Genomic DNA, 15683 nt, shown 5'->3' with positions numbered 1-15683 from the left:
TGAATTCTGCATCTTGAGGTGGCTTGGGTATATAAGCGGTATTAACGATAATGCCGCTTATACCAAAAATAGACACCTGAAATCGAGAACAACAGTGGCAATAATGCAAGTAGCAACCACAGTGCTTGTAGCAATAAACCTGCAAAATCACCTATATGAAATTTATACTTAAAGTTCCATGCTTGTGTTGTAAAGTTAGCTTTTGATGCGTCATACTTTTGAAGCACTTGACCTGTGTATTGATTGGCCCATACCCAGCTGTAGGCGTGACTCTCACCAGGATTTTTAATTCGTAAAGCAATTGCGTCATTTGGTTCTTTTGGTAAATAAATACGAAACAGTACTCCTTTAGGAAACACAGATAAGCCATTTTCTAGCGCAACTGCGAATTGATCACGGTTAATATTCTTTGGTACCGTTAAAGTTGGTGCTGTTGGCCGAGCTTCAACAGTGTTTTGTGTAGTGAACTCAAGTACTGCTTTTGTTTCATCTTTAAAATTAAACGCCATTCCTGTGAACGCTATTAAAATTAACACTAAAAATAAATAAACGCCCAGTACTGTGTGCAACTGATACAGCAAAATTCGTAATTTGGCTTTAGGTTTAATGACAAGCCGCCTTATGCGGTTTTTAGGTTTTATCCATAGATATACGCCAATGAGCATGTTTATGATGAAAATCAATGCACATATAGAAACCCAATTTTTAAGTGGCTTTTGACCATCACTATCTTCATAAAGTAACCAACGATGCAGAGCCATGGTGAAACCATAGATGGTTGAATAATAATCATATTTTAGAAGGATATCAGCGTTATAAGGGTTTACGCTTACGTATTGTTTGTTAGACAGTTGTATTTGCCAAGCAAATTGTGGTTGTTGCTCAGGCATAAGCATGGTGACTTTTTGCTTAGTGTGAACTTCAATCGTATTGATAAGAGCTGGGTAGGCGATTGTGGTTTTTTCGGGAGTCACTGTCCAAAAATCAGGGTTGATTAGGCGTTGAATGTCCTTAGCATAAATTAATAATGCACCCGTCACGCTCAAACATATTAAAAATAACCCACTGATCAAAGTCAGTATTAAATGAGTACGACGTAACCACAGCTTCAACTGCTCACCTATAGTTTGTTAAATAAAGATGAGCGAGTATAAATGATAGTACGATGCATTTTCAATTCTATCGAACTGGCTAATTAAATACATTTTAAAGAGCTATGATTATCTTATTTCGATAATACAGTACTCAATAGCAAAGTTATTGTGTAAATAGGATTTTATAGCATCTAAGTCTGGGGTTTTGTCAGCGCAAATGACTAGTTCACAGTGTGTTGTATTATCATCAGATTGCCATGCTTTTAAACTAAGTACTTTGCTTAATGAAAACTCACTAGTTAAATTTGATATTATGTTTTGGCGTTCGAAGTCAGCGGGGGCTGCTTGCATCAGAATTCGACAACTTTGCATAAGTAAAATTACGCCATGATAAATCACATAAGCAGATATCAATATTGTTGCCAGCAAATCTACTATATACCATTGATAAAGTATGATGAGGGTACCGGCAACAATAACCACCACCGAAGCCATTGCATCTGAAACATTATGAATAAAAGCCGCTCGAATATTGATACTTTTTTTTGCCCCAGCAAAGTAGGTAAGCACTGCTGTTGCCAAATCAATTATTAACGCAATTGCTGCAACCCAGACTACAATCCAACCATCAATCGGGGTGGGATTAAAATAACTCTTTATGGCTTCAATAATTAAAAAACCACCGATGACGATAAGCGTTGTACTATTTAGTAATGTGGCCAAAATCTCTGCACGTTTATAGCCAAAATGGTAGTTATCATCTGCTATTTTATTCCCTATTTTTCGGGCGATAAAAGCAATGAAAATTGCCGCTGCATCACTTAAGTTATGCAGTGCATCAGCAATGAGGGATAAGCTGCCCGAAAAAATTCCTCCTGCAACTTGTGCAGCTGTAAGGAGTACATTAATAAAAACAGCAAAAGCTAATTGGTAGTCACTTTTATTGTTATTTTCAGCGCTGTGATCATGACTGTGTCCCATTACAGTTCCTGCTTATTACTCTAAAGTTAAGTTTATAACATGAGGTTCTAATTAAACCTAGGGGGGGAATGAGCAATTGCCTGACCATATAAGAAAAACCTGATGGCGGTAAAGAGGCTTTGTTGTTTAAATAAGATCTGTTATTATTTAGTCGATCCGTTTACTAAGGTAATTTATTTGAAGCATTCAGTGGTGTTATTATTAGCCTTTATGTTACTCCAACCTATGTTGGATAGCTTTGACGTCGCTGATTATAACGGTGCTATTAAACAGACTTCTTCTATTTTACAGCAGCAATCTGAATTAGATAAACACTGCACTAGTAATGGCGATCATATCCTTCATCAAAACGAGTATAAACAGCTTAGCGCAGATTTATCTGATGCGCTTGAGGACAGTCATTGTCATGTTTGTCATGTGCCCGTATATTTCAGCACTTTATGGCACTACCCCGTTTCTGCAATTGAATATGAGACAATAAAACTCTCTGATATTCGCCTCAGCTCACGTTTAATCGTGCCTGACTTACGCCCTCCCATCCTTTCATTAATAAGTTAACACTGTTTAGCCTCTTGGCTATTAATTTATTAGTTTGAGAATTAATTAACGCTTTAAAAGTCTGTATTAGCTTGTCTTAACGCTAAGTCATACATTGTATATGTATTAAGCGAAGAAGACTGGTTTGTATGCTTTTAAATCAGCGATAGATTCTTAGTTTATGGGAATTGCATTATGAAGTTTTTTTACCTTAGCGCGCTTATTTTAAGTGTTTCTATTCAAGCGGCGCAAAATGAGCAGCATCAACATGATGAAAGCGAACCACACGTCACCGAGGAGCAAAAGGTAGGGCTTAGTTTAACCCCTACGCAAATGACTCTAGCAGATATCAAAATAGCTCCACTTACAAAACAGTTTTACCACTCTCAGATATATGCGCCGGGAGAAATTAAAGCAAACGGGTACACGAGTTATTTATTGTCACCACGAGTCGATTCAATTGTTGTCAAGCGTCACGCTACTTTAGGTCAGCATATAGAAAAAGATGCTCCTTTAATAACCCTATTTAGCGCTGATGTTGCCACTGCACAAACGAACTATCGACTAGCACAAGCACAGTGGCAACGCTTAAAAAAGATGACATCGGGTACTGTGAGTGAAAAAGATTACTTAACCGCGCAGGCTGAGTATGAAGTCGCTTATAGCCAATTGGCAGCGTATGGTTTGATAAGTAAAGATATTGAGCAGTCAATAAATACTCCACCTAATAAACTTGGTGAATATACGTTGTACGCACAAACTTCTGGCGCAATTTTGAGTGATAATTTTGCTCAAGGCCAACGTGTTGATTCGAGTGTTGAGTTAATGTTGATTGCAGATGAAAGTAATTTGTGGGTAGAAGCGCAGTTATCAGCGAATCAAACTGTAAAAATTGCTAAAGGGGCCATCGTACAAATTAAGGTTAATTCAAAACACTATCCTGCAACGGTCTCGCAAGAGGCGCACACTATCAATCAAGTGACTCGCTCTAGAGTTGTCAGGTTAAATGTCGCTAATGAACAGCATCAACTTCACCCTGGTATGTTTAGCGATGTTTATTTTTCGTTTCCAACAACAGAGCAAGTTTTAGCTGTACCGCAGCAAGCTTTGGTAAGAACCAAAGATGGTGACTGGGCTGTATTTACCGTTAATGACAATGAAGAATTTGTAGAAAAAGAGGTCGAGCTCGGGGTTAAGTTTGTTGGCTTGCAAGAAATTAGAGGGATAGCAGAAGGAACTCGCATCGTCACACAAGGCGCTTTTTTTGTTGCATCAGAGCAAGCGAAAAGCGGCTTTGATCCGCATAACCATTAGGAGCGACGAGTATGTTTAATAAAATAGTTAATGCTGCTATTGGCAATCGATTACTGGTTTTTTTAGCGCTTTGCGTGGTTGCTGCGATAAGCGCTATTGCGATCCCTAAATTGAATTTAGATGCGTTTCCTGATGTAACCAATGTACAAGTTGCGATTAATACAGAAGCGCCAGGTTTAGCTGCCGTTGAAGTTGAGCAACTTATCACCTATCCCATTGAAGCGGTTATGTATGCGTTACCTGATGTCGACCAAGTTAGGTCGATTTCAAAAACAGGCTTATCTGGCGTAACGGTGGTGTTCAAAGAAGGGGTGGATATTTATTTTGCGCGGCAACTCGTGTTTGAACGTCTGCAAGCGGCTAAAGAGTTGATCCCAGAAGGAATTGGCTTGCCAGAAATGGGACCGAACACGTCAGGGCTTGGCCAAGTGTATCAATACTTATTGGCGGCATCTCCTGAGTCTGGGCTTGATAGTATGGCGCTGCGTAGCTTAAACGATTGGGTTGTAAAACTACTCATTTTACCTGTTGATGGCGTAACAGAAGTACTGTCGTTTGGTGGTGATGTTCGTCAATATCAAGTTAACCTCAACCCAAATAAGTTACTTGCTTATCAATTAGATCAGCAGCAAGTAGTGAGTGCACTTGAAGAAAATAACACCAATGTGGGTGGCTGGTATATGAATCGCGGCCAAGAACAATTGGTGATCCGAGGTACTGGCTGGTTTAATGCGGGCAAACCAGGGTTACAAGAAATTGCGCAAACGCCGCTGAAAACCATTAGTGGCACCGTTGTTACTATTGCTGATGTGGCTGAGGTGTCATTAGGCAGCGAAATCCGCCAAGGTGCGGCAACCATGAGTGTTAAAGATGCACAAGGTAATATTACTTCTCTAGGTGAAGTGGTAACAGGTGTGGTGTTAAAGCGTATTGGCGCTAATACAAAACAGACCATTGATGGCATAACCTCGCGTATTCAATTAATTAATCAAGCATTACCTGATGGTGTGACATTTGAGCCTTTGTACGATCAAGCTGATCTGATCACCAAAGCGGTCAATACGGTTGTTGATGCGTTGTTGTTGGCATTTGTGTTTATTGTGGTGGTGTTGGCATTATTTTTAATGAATCTGAGAGCTACATTATTGGTTTTATTATCGATCCCAATTTCAATTGGCTTAGCACTTTGTGTGATGGCGTGGTTTGGGCTCTCTGCAAATTTAATGTCATTGGGCGGGATTGCTGTTGCGATCGGTATGTTAGTCGATGGCTCGGTGGTAATGGTAGAAAATATCTTTCGTCATTTAACGCAGCCAAGCACTCAATCGCATAGTAATGTTGAGCGCATAAAGCTAGCTGCTCAAGAAGTTGCCCGCCCGGTATTCTTTGCAGCGTTGATCATCTTAGTGGTATTTATGCCATTGTTTAGCTTTGAAGGCGTTGAAGCTAAGCTGTTTCGGCCTATGGCAATCAGTATAATGTTAGCAATTATTGCGGCTGTTATTGTTGCGTTGGTGATTGTGCCAGCATTAGCGGTGTACTTATTTGCCAATGGCGTCACGTTGAGACGCAGTGTGGTGCTAGCGCCTTTAGATAAAGCTTATAAGCTGTGTTTGGGCTGGGCAATGAATGTGCGTAAAACCGTGATTGGTATAGCGGGTGTGCTGGTGGTAATTGCGGGCGTGTTATTGCCACAGTTAGGCACCGAGTTTGTGCCAGAGCTTGAAGAGGGCACCATTAATTTGCGAGTAACTTTGGCGCCGTCTGCCAGTTTAGATACGGCATTGGCGGTTGCACCAAAGCTTGAAGCAATATTGCTTGAGTTTCCAGAAGTCGACTATGCGTTGAGTCGTGTTGGTCGCCCTGAAGTAGGTGGCGATCCAGAGCCAGTCAATAATATTGAAATATACTTAGGCTTAAAACCCGTAAGTGAGTGGCAATCTGCTGACAATCGCTTCCAACTGCAAGTGTTAATGGAAACAAAACTAGAGCAATTTCCAGGTTTATTATTTAACTTTTCACAGCCGATAGCCACGCGGGTGGATGAGTTATTGTCTGGGGTAAAAGCGCAGTTGGCGATTAAGCTGTTTGGTGCTGATTTAGCTGTGTTGGTCAGTAAAGGTCAAGCTATTGAACAAGCTGTAAAAGGTGTAGCTGGCTCAAAAGATGTGGCAATGGAGCAAATCGCCGGTGAGGCACAATTAGTGATCAAACCAAATCGCTTAGCGCTTTCTCGCTATGGGTTATCGGTGGGTGATTTAATGACCATAGTTCAACATGGTATTGGCGGTACAGCGGCAGGGCAAATTATTAATGCTAATGAGCGTTATGATATTTATGTTCGCATTGGCGCTGAGTTTCGTGACAGCCCTGAAGCCATTGCAGATTTACGCTTATCATCACCGACTGGTGCATTGGTCAGAGTTGGCGATGTGGCAACGGTTAATATTGAATCTGGCCCACCACAAGTACGCCGTGACGATGTACAACGCCGAGTGGTGATCCAAGCCAATGTAAAAGGGCGCGATATGGGCTCTGTGGTTGCCGATATACGAGCTGCGATTACTGAGCAAGTCGATTTACCAGCAGGTTATGGCATAAGTATTGGCGGCCAATTTGAAAACCAACAACGAGCTCAACAGCGTTTATCAATCGTGGTACCTATCTCTTTAGCGTTAATCGCACTGTTGCTTTATTTTGCATTTGGCTCAATAGGCCAAGCTATGCTTATTCTAGTAAATGTGCCGTTAGCTGTGATCGGTGGTGTGCTTGCACTGTACGTATCAGGCCAATATTTATCAGTTCCCAGTTCAGTCGGTTTTATTACCTTGTTTGGGGTAGCGGTACTCAACGGAGTGGTTATGGTTGAGAGTATAAATAACCGTGTGAAAAGCGGTGATAGTTTAGATACCGCTGCATTTAATGGCGCATTATCGCGATTACGACCCGTACTGATGACGGCATTAACCTCAGCACTTGGTTTGATCCCTATGTTACTATCAACCGGCATTGGCGCCGAAATCCAAAAGCCATTGGCAACGGTAATTGTAGGCGGTTTATTCACGGCAACATTTTTGACACTCTTTGTTTTACCTGTGTTATATCCTAAATTTAGCCGTCAGTATAAAACACAGCATCGCTAGCTTAGTCACAGGGCTAACAGGCTGAGAGTAAAATTTACAATGTATTGAACGACTTATAAAACAGGTTGTAAAGTGAGAGTGTAATTCATAACACAAGGCGCATAAACTTGCGTCCTGTGTTATTTAGTGCATTATTAGTAAGATATAGATGGAAAAGTTTTTGGTTAAAAATAACAATGCAAAAAAATCAGAGTAATTATAAAGGCCAATCTATCCGCAGTAAGTTGATAGTTACATTTATTATTATTTCATTAGTGCCTTTATGTTTGCTTTCTTGGTTTAGTTTTAACCATGTTACCTTGTCTTTAGAACAAAATGCTGAAGTAGAGCTTAAAGAGTTAAGCCATATCGGTAAGCAATTTGCTGATATATGGTTTACTGATCATGTTAAAGATATTTATTTATTAAGCGATCAACTCCAGCACAATCAGCTTCAAAAACAATTGTTTATTGATAAATTTATCGCACGATACAAGTTCGTTGATAATATTCATATATTGTTTGATCCTCAAAATACGCCTAGTCCACGAACTAGAGGGCAATTTACTCAGTTAAATCAAGATCAACTTATCGCCATGCTGGCTAAGTTAGAACAAGGCGAAAGAAACGTATTTATTTCCAGCTCAGAGCCAGTAGCACAGCACTTTATTGGTGTAGCAATTCACGATGAACAACAAAGATTGACCTCCATTGTGTTGGTTACAGTTAATTTTCAGGGGCTGTTGACGAGTCTAGAAAGTATTCATGAAGCAAACCCCAGCTTAAACTTTTACCTTGTTAAAGACCGAGTTATTCAAGGAAAAAATCAATCTTTGAGCTTCATTGCAGACAATGAAAGCCCTGAAATACATCAGGGAGTATTTACTTATTCTAAAAATAACAATGAATTATATTATGCCATTTTAACTGATCTTAATTTTGCTGATGCGAAAGGCTGGCAACTACTTGTTGAAAAGCCAAGTGATGTCATGTTGTTAAGTGCAAGGCAGTATAAACGAATGGCAGTAATAACAAGCAGCATAGCACTGGTGAGTATTTTAATATTGTCGCTGTGGTTTGCACGGCGATTATCACGGCCATTAGTGCAACTAGCTAAAGCCACAGAAAACATAACGAATGGAACTCAAGAGCATGTACCAATTTTAACTGATAGTGCTGAACTACATCAGTTATCTATCGATCTTGAGTTGCTAGTTAACAGTAAAGAGCAACAACAAGCGCGTCTACAACAACAAAGTGATGCCCTAAAACATGCTTTAAAACAATTAACTGAACAAAAAAATGCTTTAGATGAGCACGCCATTGTGGCTATTACTGACATCAAAGGCAGTATTACATTTGTTAATAATAAATTGTGTGAAATTAGTGGATACAGTGAAGCTGAGTTGCTGGGGCAAAATCACCGTATGCTGAATTCAGGCAGACACAATAAAAGCTTTTTTAAAGAAATGTATAAAACTTTAAAACAAGGCAAAGTGTGGCATGGGCAAATATGTAATAAAGCTAAAAATGGCGCTTATTATTGGGTCGATACCACCATTTTACCTTTTTTTGATGAACAGGGGCACGCGCAAAGTTATATTGCCGTACGCACCGATATTACCGCATTAAAGCATCAAGAAATTGAACTTGAGCAACACAAAACCCAATTGCAACTTGTACTCGACAGCACCGCTGTAGGAGTGTGGGATTGGTATATAGACACCGATAAGGTTTACTTTAACAATCGATGGGCTGAAATAATTGGTTACACGTTAGCGGAGCTCGAGCCAACCGATATTAATACTTGGCAAGACAATGCCCACCCAGATGACCTTATAGTGTCAGAGCAAAAGCTGACGGAGCACTTTTGTGGCCATACTGATTACTATGTTGCTGAGTCGAGAATGAAGCATAAAAATGGTCAGTGGATCTGGATTTTAGATACCGGCCGTGTTGTTGAATGGAATACGGATGGTACGCCAAAACGTATGATCGGTACCCATTTAGACATTACCGAGCGTAAAGAGATCGAAACCCAATTACAACAAGGGCGGGATAGGTTTGCATCGCTGGTTGAAAATATCCCGGGCATTGTCTATCGCTGCAAATATGACGAGCAATGGACCATGCTTTACATGAGTGACCAAACAAAAACGATTACAGGCTATGAACCTCATGATTTGGTTCATAACTATCACCTTGAATTTGCTCAGTTAATTCATCCAGATGATACCACTAAAGTTGAACAAGAAATTGCCAAGCAAGTAGCGTTACAGCAGCCTTGGTCTATTGAATACCGGTTAATTGCATCGGACTCAAGCACGCACTGGGTACATGAAAAAGGCCAAGCAGTGTTTGATGATGCTTCGAATGTACTCTACCTTGATGGATTCATTTTAGATATTACCGAGCAATATAATACCCAATCGCAGTTGTATCGTCAGCAAAGCCTACTTGAAACCATGAGTAAACAAGGGAAAATCGGTGCTTGGGAAGTTGATTTAGAGCGTGCAAAAATCTATTGGTCAGAAGAAGTTAAAGCAATTCATGAAGTGTCAGATGATTATCAACCTAAAATTGAACAAGCGCTTGATTTTTACAAAGAAGGAATGCACCGAGATAAAATTAGTGAGCTATTTGAAAAGGCCGTTTCAGATGGGCAAAGTTGGGAAGTCGAACTGATTATAATCACTAAAACAGGTAAAGAACGTTGGGTTAAGTCAATAGGGCAAGCTGAGTTTTCAGAGGGTAAATGTATTCGTGTTTACGGCTCTTTTCAAAATGTTGATACGTATAAACGCCTTGAATTAGAGAGTATTAAAGCAAATCAGTACAACAAAAACTTAGCTAGCCTAACGGTATCACCGCAAATACTCTCTGGTAATTTTAGTAAAGTAAAAGATTTAGTTGCGCAATCCATGTGCGAAGTACTTAATGTACAACGAGCATCAGTGTGGTTGTTTGATTCGAATAATCAAGAAATGCACTGCATGAGTTTATACAGTGCCGAAGAAGGCGTGCAGCAGCAAAGCTTTGTGTTAAAAGTTGATGAATACCCAAGTTATTATAAAACGATTTTTGCCCAAGGCTTATTAGCCATTAACAATGTTAATACCCACCCCGCTACGGTTGAGTTTATTAAAGATTACACTTCGCCTTTAAATATTAAGTCGATGCTCGATGCCGTAATCTCTACAGGTGATGGGATTTTGGGTGTACTTTTTGCTGAGAGTGTGGGGGAATACCGAGCTTGGAGTCAGAACGAAGAAACTTATTTACGTTCACTTGCTACCCTTGTTGGCAGTGTATTAATGTCGCAAAACCAAAAAGAAACCGCTGAAGAATTAAAAGTTGCACTGGCAAAAGCGAATGATGCTGCATTGGCGAAAAGCCAATTTTTGGCAACCATGAGTCATGAAATTCGTACACCAATGAACGGTGTTTTAGGGATGTTAGAACTAATTGAGCTGGAGCCGTTAAACAAGCCAGTACAAACGAAGGTCTCGATTGCGAAAAATAGCGCTCATTCTTTGTTGTCGGTGATCAACGACATTTTAGACTTTTCTAAAGTAGAAGCAGGAAAAATCGAGCTAGAGAGCATTAACTTTAATGCGTGTGATTTATTAGGCCAAGTGGCTGAATCGCAAGCTTTGCGGGCGCAAGAAAAGAACATAGAGATTATTCTTGATGTTGTTGGTGTGGTTCCTGCTGATCTTAGAGGCGATCCAGGGCGGATCCGTCAAGTGCTGACAAACTTAATCAGTAATGCTGTTAAGTTTACCCAACAAGGCGAGGTTGTCATAACCGCCAATCTAGCGCGTTTAGATGAGCAGTATCAATTAACTATTTCGGTTAAAGACTCAGGGATAGGAATTGATAGTGCCAAACAAAAAGACTTATTTAGCCCATTTTCGCAAGTCGATGCCTCAACAACTCGTGAATATGGCGGTTCAGGTCTTGGTCTCGCTATCTGTAAGCAACTTTGTGAGCTTATGGGGGGCTCAGTGAGTGTTACCAGTAAAGTCGGTAAAGGCAGTGAGTTTACCGCTAGTGTTATGTTGCTACCAGGAATTGAAACTCAACAAAGTATTCCTCGTATCGATATGGAACAGCTGAGTATTCTAGTGGTTGATGACAATGAAACAAACCGGATAGTGATCAGCCAGCAATTAGAACACTGGGGAGCAAAAGTTGAGCTTGCCTGCGATGCAAATCAAGCTATTCGTTTATGCAAAAGTCGTGTTAGTGACAATTTACCGCTTTATGATATTGCAGTCCTTGATATGCAAATGCCTGACATTGATGGCATCGAATTATGTCGAATATTAAAAGCAGATGAAGCATTTAAGGCTATGCCATTAGTGATGATGACCAGTATAGCGGGCATGGAAGGGGCGCAGCGCTACAATGATGCCGGTTTTCAGGCATACTTTCCTAAACCTATCACAACGGCGGATCTTATTTCTACGATGGCAGTGATCGCAAATAACAGCGATGAAACTGATCTACCGCTTGTTACTTCAAGCTACATTTCATCGTTACGCAGTATAAAGAAGAATAATCACATCCTGCTAGTGGAAGATAATCCAATCAATCAACAAGTCGCTAAGCTAATGTTAAGTAAGCTAAACTATCAAGTGACTTTGGCAGTAAATGGGCAACAAGCATTGTCTTTATTAGCAAAGGTGCCCGGCGATCATTTTGCTTTGGTATTGATGGATTGCCAAATGCCTATAATGGATGGGTTTGATGCCACTCGCGCGATTCGCGCAGGTGAAGCCGGTTATAAACATCAAGATATTACCATTATTGCGCTGACGGCTAATGCCATGGATACCGATCGCGATTACTGTTTAGCCACCGGTATGAATGATTATTTAGCCAAACCAATTCAATTAGATATATTAAAAGAGAAACTCGAGCAATTTTAAATGAATAACACACAGACAATCACAATTAAAGATGCACAACCATCAGATGCAGCAACCATTTTGCACTTTATTAACGAACTTGCCATTTATGAAAAAGAACCTGATGCAGTAAAAACTGATGAGCAAGCAATTTTAAAAACCTTGTTTAGTGAAGGGGCAACAGCACACAGCATTATTTGTTTAGACGGTGATGAAGCCATTGGCTTTGCCGTGTACTTTTATAACTACTCTACTTGGCTTGGTAAAAATGGCCTGTACCTAGAAGATTTATATGTCAGCCCTGATAGCCGCGGAAAAGGCGCTGGCAAGCTAATAATGCAACATCTGGCACGCCAAGCACTCGCAAAAGATTGCGGGCGTTTTGAATGGGTGGTGCTTGATTGGAATCAACCGGCTATCGATTTTTATAACAGCATGGGTGCAGAGCCCCAAAATGAGTGGATTATTTATCGATTAACAGGGCAAGCGTTAATTGATTTTGCAGAGAAGTAAAAGTTAACATAAATAAAAATCATTTGCATTAAGTTGTTTTGGTGTGTAGATTAAACTCACCAATTTAACTTTGTGCAGGTGATCCAATGGCACGCCCTCAACTAAATGATAGCAAAGGTTTACCGCAAGTCGATCAAGCGCTTAGCCCTTGGCAGTCTAATATAATGGCTGGTAATTATGCATTTGAACGTGGTGCTTTACTCGAAGCTCGCGATAAGTACACCACTGCGCACACACTCGCGGCGCACCTTTTAAACCAATTTAGTCGCGCAAAAATATGCCAATCAGCTATTGGTGCTATAGAGCATTGCTGCCCAGCCTTGGTTGTTGCAGCACATAATTTAGCTGACACCTACCGAGCAATGAATCAATGTGAACAAGCGTGTAAATGGCTGTGTGATGTTCACCTTACTTTGAGTAATTTGATTCAACATCCGTGCAATACGGTGCGCACAGTTGTAGTTCATCACCACTATAAAACTCATTTAGAGCTAGTGCAGTTTGCTAAATTACATAGTAATCACCCGCATCTGATTGAAAAAATTAATCACACTTTAAGTTATTCACCTGATCAAACTGCAACCTTGCATTGATCAATTAACCACAGGCCTTAAAGGAGTAATCATGGCATATACACTACCCCCATTACCTTATGAGTACGATGCACTAGAGCCTCATATTGACGCTAAAACCATGGAAATACACCATACATTGCATCACCAGACTTACATAAATAAAGCCAATGCAGCACTTGAAGGGACGCATTACGCGGAGCAAGACACAGCAACATTATTACGTAAAATAACGACACTTCCAGAGTCATTACAAAAAGCGGTGCAAGAGCATGTTGGTGGCCATAATAATCATTCATTGTTTTGGACTGTTATGAGCCCCGATGGGGGAGGCGAGCCACAAGGCGAATTGGCTCAGGCAATTAATAGTGCATTTAATGATTTTGATAGTTTCAAAACGCAGTTCACCAATGCCGCTGTCAGTCGTTTTGGCAGTGGTTGGGCGTGGTTATGTGTTAATGCAAACAAGGAACTAGTGGTTCAGAGCAGCTTGAATCAAGACAGCCCTTTAATGGAAGGCAATACGCCTATATTAGCACTAGATGTGTGGGAACATGCATATTATTTGAAATATCAAAATCGTCGGCCTGAATACATTGCCGCATTCTATAATGTCATTAATTGGGCCGAGGTGCAGCGTCGCTTCCTTGCTGCAATTTAAGGGTTGAGTGCCGAAAACGGCTAGTAAACTGTGTTTTTTCGCGTAAGCTAGTTGTTAGTCGCAGTTAGTTTGAGCATTAATTTATGGATACCAGCCATTGGCAACGTGCCCGTCAAAGTCGTGATCATCGTTTTGATGGGCTGTTTTTTATTGCAGTGAAAAGCACTGGCATTTATTGTCGGCCTATATGTCCCGCCCCAACCGCAAAAGAACATAACGTAGAGTATTTTCAGTACGCTCATAGTGCAGCACTTGCTGGTTTTAGGCCTTGTATTCGTTGTAGACCCGACAGTGCGCCAGGCAGTAGCGCGTGGCAAGGCACACAAACCACAGCTTTGCGGGCAAAAGCTCTCATTGATAGTAATTTTAGCCAGCCGCAAAGTTGTGAACAATTGGCTGAACGTTTAGGGATCACCAGTCGTTACTTACGCCGTTTATTTGATCAACATTTTGGTATTTCAGTTACTCAATATCGTTTATTTAATCAATGCCATTTTGCTAAAAAGTTACTGCAAGAAACCAGCTTGCCTGTCTCTGAGATAGCCTTCGCAGCGGGTTTTAACAGTATCCGTCGTTTTAATGATGCGTTTTTACAGCAGCTACACATATGCCCGAGTAAAATGCGCACCAAGTCTAAGCCTAATACCAGCAAAATAACGCTAAAGCTGCCTTTTAGGCCGCCTTATAATTGGTTAGCATTACAGCAATTTTTAGCAAAAAGATTGATTGCACCGATTGAGTGGTTATCCGACATTAGCTATGGCCGTAGTTTTAAGACTGAGCAATACCATGGTCAGTTTACGGCCACAATTGTAAAAGATAAGCATTATTTTTCAGTGGAAATAGACATAAGTGATCCCCGCTTTTTGCATCCTATATTGGCCAATATACGCCGTGTACTTGATTTAGATGCAGATACTGCTTTGATAGAACAACATTTGAAAACCCATGTTCACGGCGCTTTTAAGTTGACGGAGGGCTTACGCTTACCGGGTATTTGGTCTGCTTTTGAAGCAGGAATGCGGGCAGTGTTAGGGCAGCAAGTTAGCGTGACTGCTGCCCATAACTTAGTCTCGCAGTTAGTTAATGAATTAGGTGAAAAAGACCAAGCGCGTATTTATTTCCCTACACCCTCAGCGGTAGCTAGCAGTGAATTGAGCTTTTTTAAAATGCCGCAGGCGCGTAAAAATGCATTGATTAACTTAGCTAGCTTTTGCCAACAACATCCGCATTGTACGGACTTAGATCAATGGCTGGCACTAAAAGGTATCGGCCCGTGGACGGTTAATTACGCTAAGTTACGGGGGCAAAGTCAGCCAGACATCTTACTTGATGGTGATTTAGGTGTTAAAAAAGCGCAAGCAAATGCCTCAGCTTTTGAGAGCGGGGCATGTTCACCATTTCGTAGTTATTTAACTTTTCAACTATGGCAACAACTTATATGAATACAACACCACACACTATTCAAACGCAGATAATGAGCCCGCTTGATAATGTCATTATTCAAGCAACCACCAAAGGTGTGAGTTATGTTGGTTTTTATCCACCCACTCAATACCCTGAAACAAGTATTGAGCAAGTTACTAACCTTCATATTATTGAATGTGCCAAGCAACTCGAGCAGTATTTTAATAAACAACGACAGAGTTTTTCATTAAGTTTGGATACCCAAGGCACCAAGTTTCAACAAGCTGTTTGGCAAGCGTTAATAGCAGTGCCTTATGGGAAAACGCAAAGCTATAGTGATATCGCAATTGCATTAAATAACCCTAAAGCTGTTAGAGCCGTTGGCGCTGCAAATGGCAAAAATCCAATCAGTATTATCGTTCCGTGTCATCGTATTATCGGTGCCAGTGGAAAATTAACCGGTTATGCTGGTGGGCTAGAGCGTAAATTATGGCTATTAAAACACGAAGGCATATTGCTTAATTAACGAGACTTCAAAAAGCCAATTAGTAAAAGGTTTTGTTCAAGGT

The 15683-nt window shown here is 40.6% G+C and carries 11 protein-coding genes; 9 read left to right on the top strand and 2 right to left on the bottom strand.

Annotation, left to right across the window (positions count from 1 at the left end; all coding sequences use genetic code 11):
- Positions 1-41: 41 nt before the first annotated feature.
- On the bottom strand, positions 42-1112 hold the full coding sequence (locus tag CSC79_RS17310; protein WP_099296994.1) for a PepSY-associated TM helix domain-containing protein: 1071 nt from the start codon (positions 1110-1112) through the stop codon (positions 42-44).
- A gap of 108 nt (positions 1113-1220) precedes the next feature.
- Complete coding sequence (locus CSC79_RS17305) at positions 1221-2075, bottom strand: cation diffusion facilitator family transporter (protein ID WP_099296993.1); 855 nt, start codon at positions 2073-2075, stop codon at positions 1221-1223.
- Between the two features lie 177 nt (positions 2076-2252).
- Here CSC79_RS17305 and CSC79_RS17300 point away from each other — a divergent pair, with 177 nt between their 5' ends.
- The 9 genes from CSC79_RS17300 (at position 2253) to CSC79_RS17260 (ending at position 15640) form a co-directional block, all read left to right on the top strand.
- Positions 2253-2633: a hypothetical protein gene (locus CSC79_RS17300; protein WP_099296992.1), complete on the top strand. Its 381-nt coding sequence runs from the start codon at positions 2253-2255 to the stop codon at positions 2631-2633.
- Between the two features lie 174 nt (positions 2634-2807).
- The gene (locus tag CSC79_RS17295; protein ID WP_099296991.1) at positions 2808-3926 is read left to right on the top strand and encodes an efflux RND transporter periplasmic adaptor subunit; all 1119 of its coding nucleotides are present in this window, start codon (positions 2808-2810) and stop codon (positions 3924-3926) included.
- 11 nt (positions 3927-3937) lie between these two features.
- Complete coding sequence (locus CSC79_RS17290; RefSeq protein ID WP_099296990.1) at positions 3938-7069, top strand: CusA/CzcA family heavy metal efflux RND transporter; 3132 nt, start codon at positions 3938-3940, stop codon at positions 7067-7069.
- A gap of 176 nt (positions 7070-7245) precedes the next feature.
- On the top strand, positions 7246-11982 hold the full coding sequence (locus CSC79_RS17285) for a PAS domain-containing protein (protein ID WP_099296989.1): 4737 nt from the start codon (positions 7246-7248) through the stop codon (positions 11980-11982).
- On the top strand, positions 11983-12474 hold the full coding sequence (locus CSC79_RS17280) for a GNAT family N-acetyltransferase (protein ID WP_099296988.1): 492 nt from the start codon (positions 11983-11985) through the stop codon (positions 12472-12474).
- Between the two features lie 86 nt (positions 12475-12560).
- Complete coding sequence (locus CSC79_RS17275) at positions 12561-13067, top strand: hypothetical protein (protein ID WP_099296987.1); 507 nt, start codon at positions 12561-12563, stop codon at positions 13065-13067.
- Between the two features lie 31 nt (positions 13068-13098).
- Positions 13099-13707 (top strand): superoxide dismutase, encoded by a 609-nt coding sequence (locus tag CSC79_RS17270; protein WP_099296986.1) that lies wholly within the window; start codon positions 13099-13101, stop codon positions 13705-13707.
- A gap of 83 nt (positions 13708-13790) precedes the next feature.
- On the top strand, positions 13791-15152 hold the full coding sequence (locus CSC79_RS17265; protein WP_099296985.1) for an AlkA N-terminal domain-containing protein: 1362 nt from the start codon (positions 13791-13793) through the stop codon (positions 15150-15152).
- On the top strand, positions 15149-15640 hold the full coding sequence (locus CSC79_RS17260) for a methylated-DNA--[protein]-cysteine S-methyltransferase (RefSeq protein WP_237114054.1): 492 nt from the start codon (positions 15149-15151) through the stop codon (positions 15638-15640). Before CSC79_RS17265 ends, CSC79_RS17260 begins: the two co-directional genes overlap by 4 nt.
- The last annotated feature ends 43 nt before the right edge of the window (positions 15641-15683 follow it).

The organism is Pseudoalteromonas sp. 3D05 (assembly GCF_002723455.1).
Taxonomy (GTDB): domain Bacteria; phylum Pseudomonadota; class Gammaproteobacteria; order Enterobacterales; family Alteromonadaceae; genus Pseudoalteromonas.
The sequence above is the reverse complement of the archived record's forward strand: the minus strand, read 5'-3'. Positions and strand labels throughout refer to the sequence as shown.

Excerpts from the sequence above, each read along its gene's own strand:
- CSC79_RS17305 (WP_099296993.1), bottom strand. The coding sequence starts at position 2,075 with ATGGGACACAGTCATGATCACAGCGCTGAAAATAACAATAAAAGTGAC.
- CSC79_RS17295 (WP_099296991.1), top strand. The coding sequence starts at position 2,808 with ATGAAGTTTTTTTACCTTAGCGCGCTTATTTTAAGTGTTTCTATTCAA.
- CSC79_RS17290 (WP_099296990.1), top strand. The coding sequence starts at position 3,938 with ATGTTTAATAAAATAGTTAATGCTGCTATTGGCAATCGATTACTGGTT.
- CSC79_RS17285 (WP_099296989.1), top strand. The coding sequence starts at position 7,246 with ATGCAAAAAAATCAGAGTAATTATAAAGGCCAATCTATCCGCAGTAAG.
- CSC79_RS17280 (WP_099296988.1), top strand. The coding sequence starts at position 11,983 with ATGAATAACACACAGACAATCACAATTAAAGATGCACAACCATCAGAT.
- CSC79_RS17275 (WP_099296987.1), top strand. The coding sequence starts at position 12,561 with ATGGCACGCCCTCAACTAAATGATAGCAAAGGTTTACCGCAAGTCGAT.
- CSC79_RS17270 (WP_099296986.1), top strand. The coding sequence starts at position 13,099 with ATGGCATATACACTACCCCCATTACCTTATGAGTACGATGCACTAGAG.
- CSC79_RS17265 (WP_099296985.1), top strand. The coding sequence starts at position 13,791 with ATGGATACCAGCCATTGGCAACGTGCCCGTCAAAGTCGTGATCATCGT.
- CSC79_RS17260 (WP_237114054.1), top strand. The coding sequence starts at position 15,149 with ATGAATACAACACCACACACTATTCAAACGCAGATAATGAGCCCGCTT.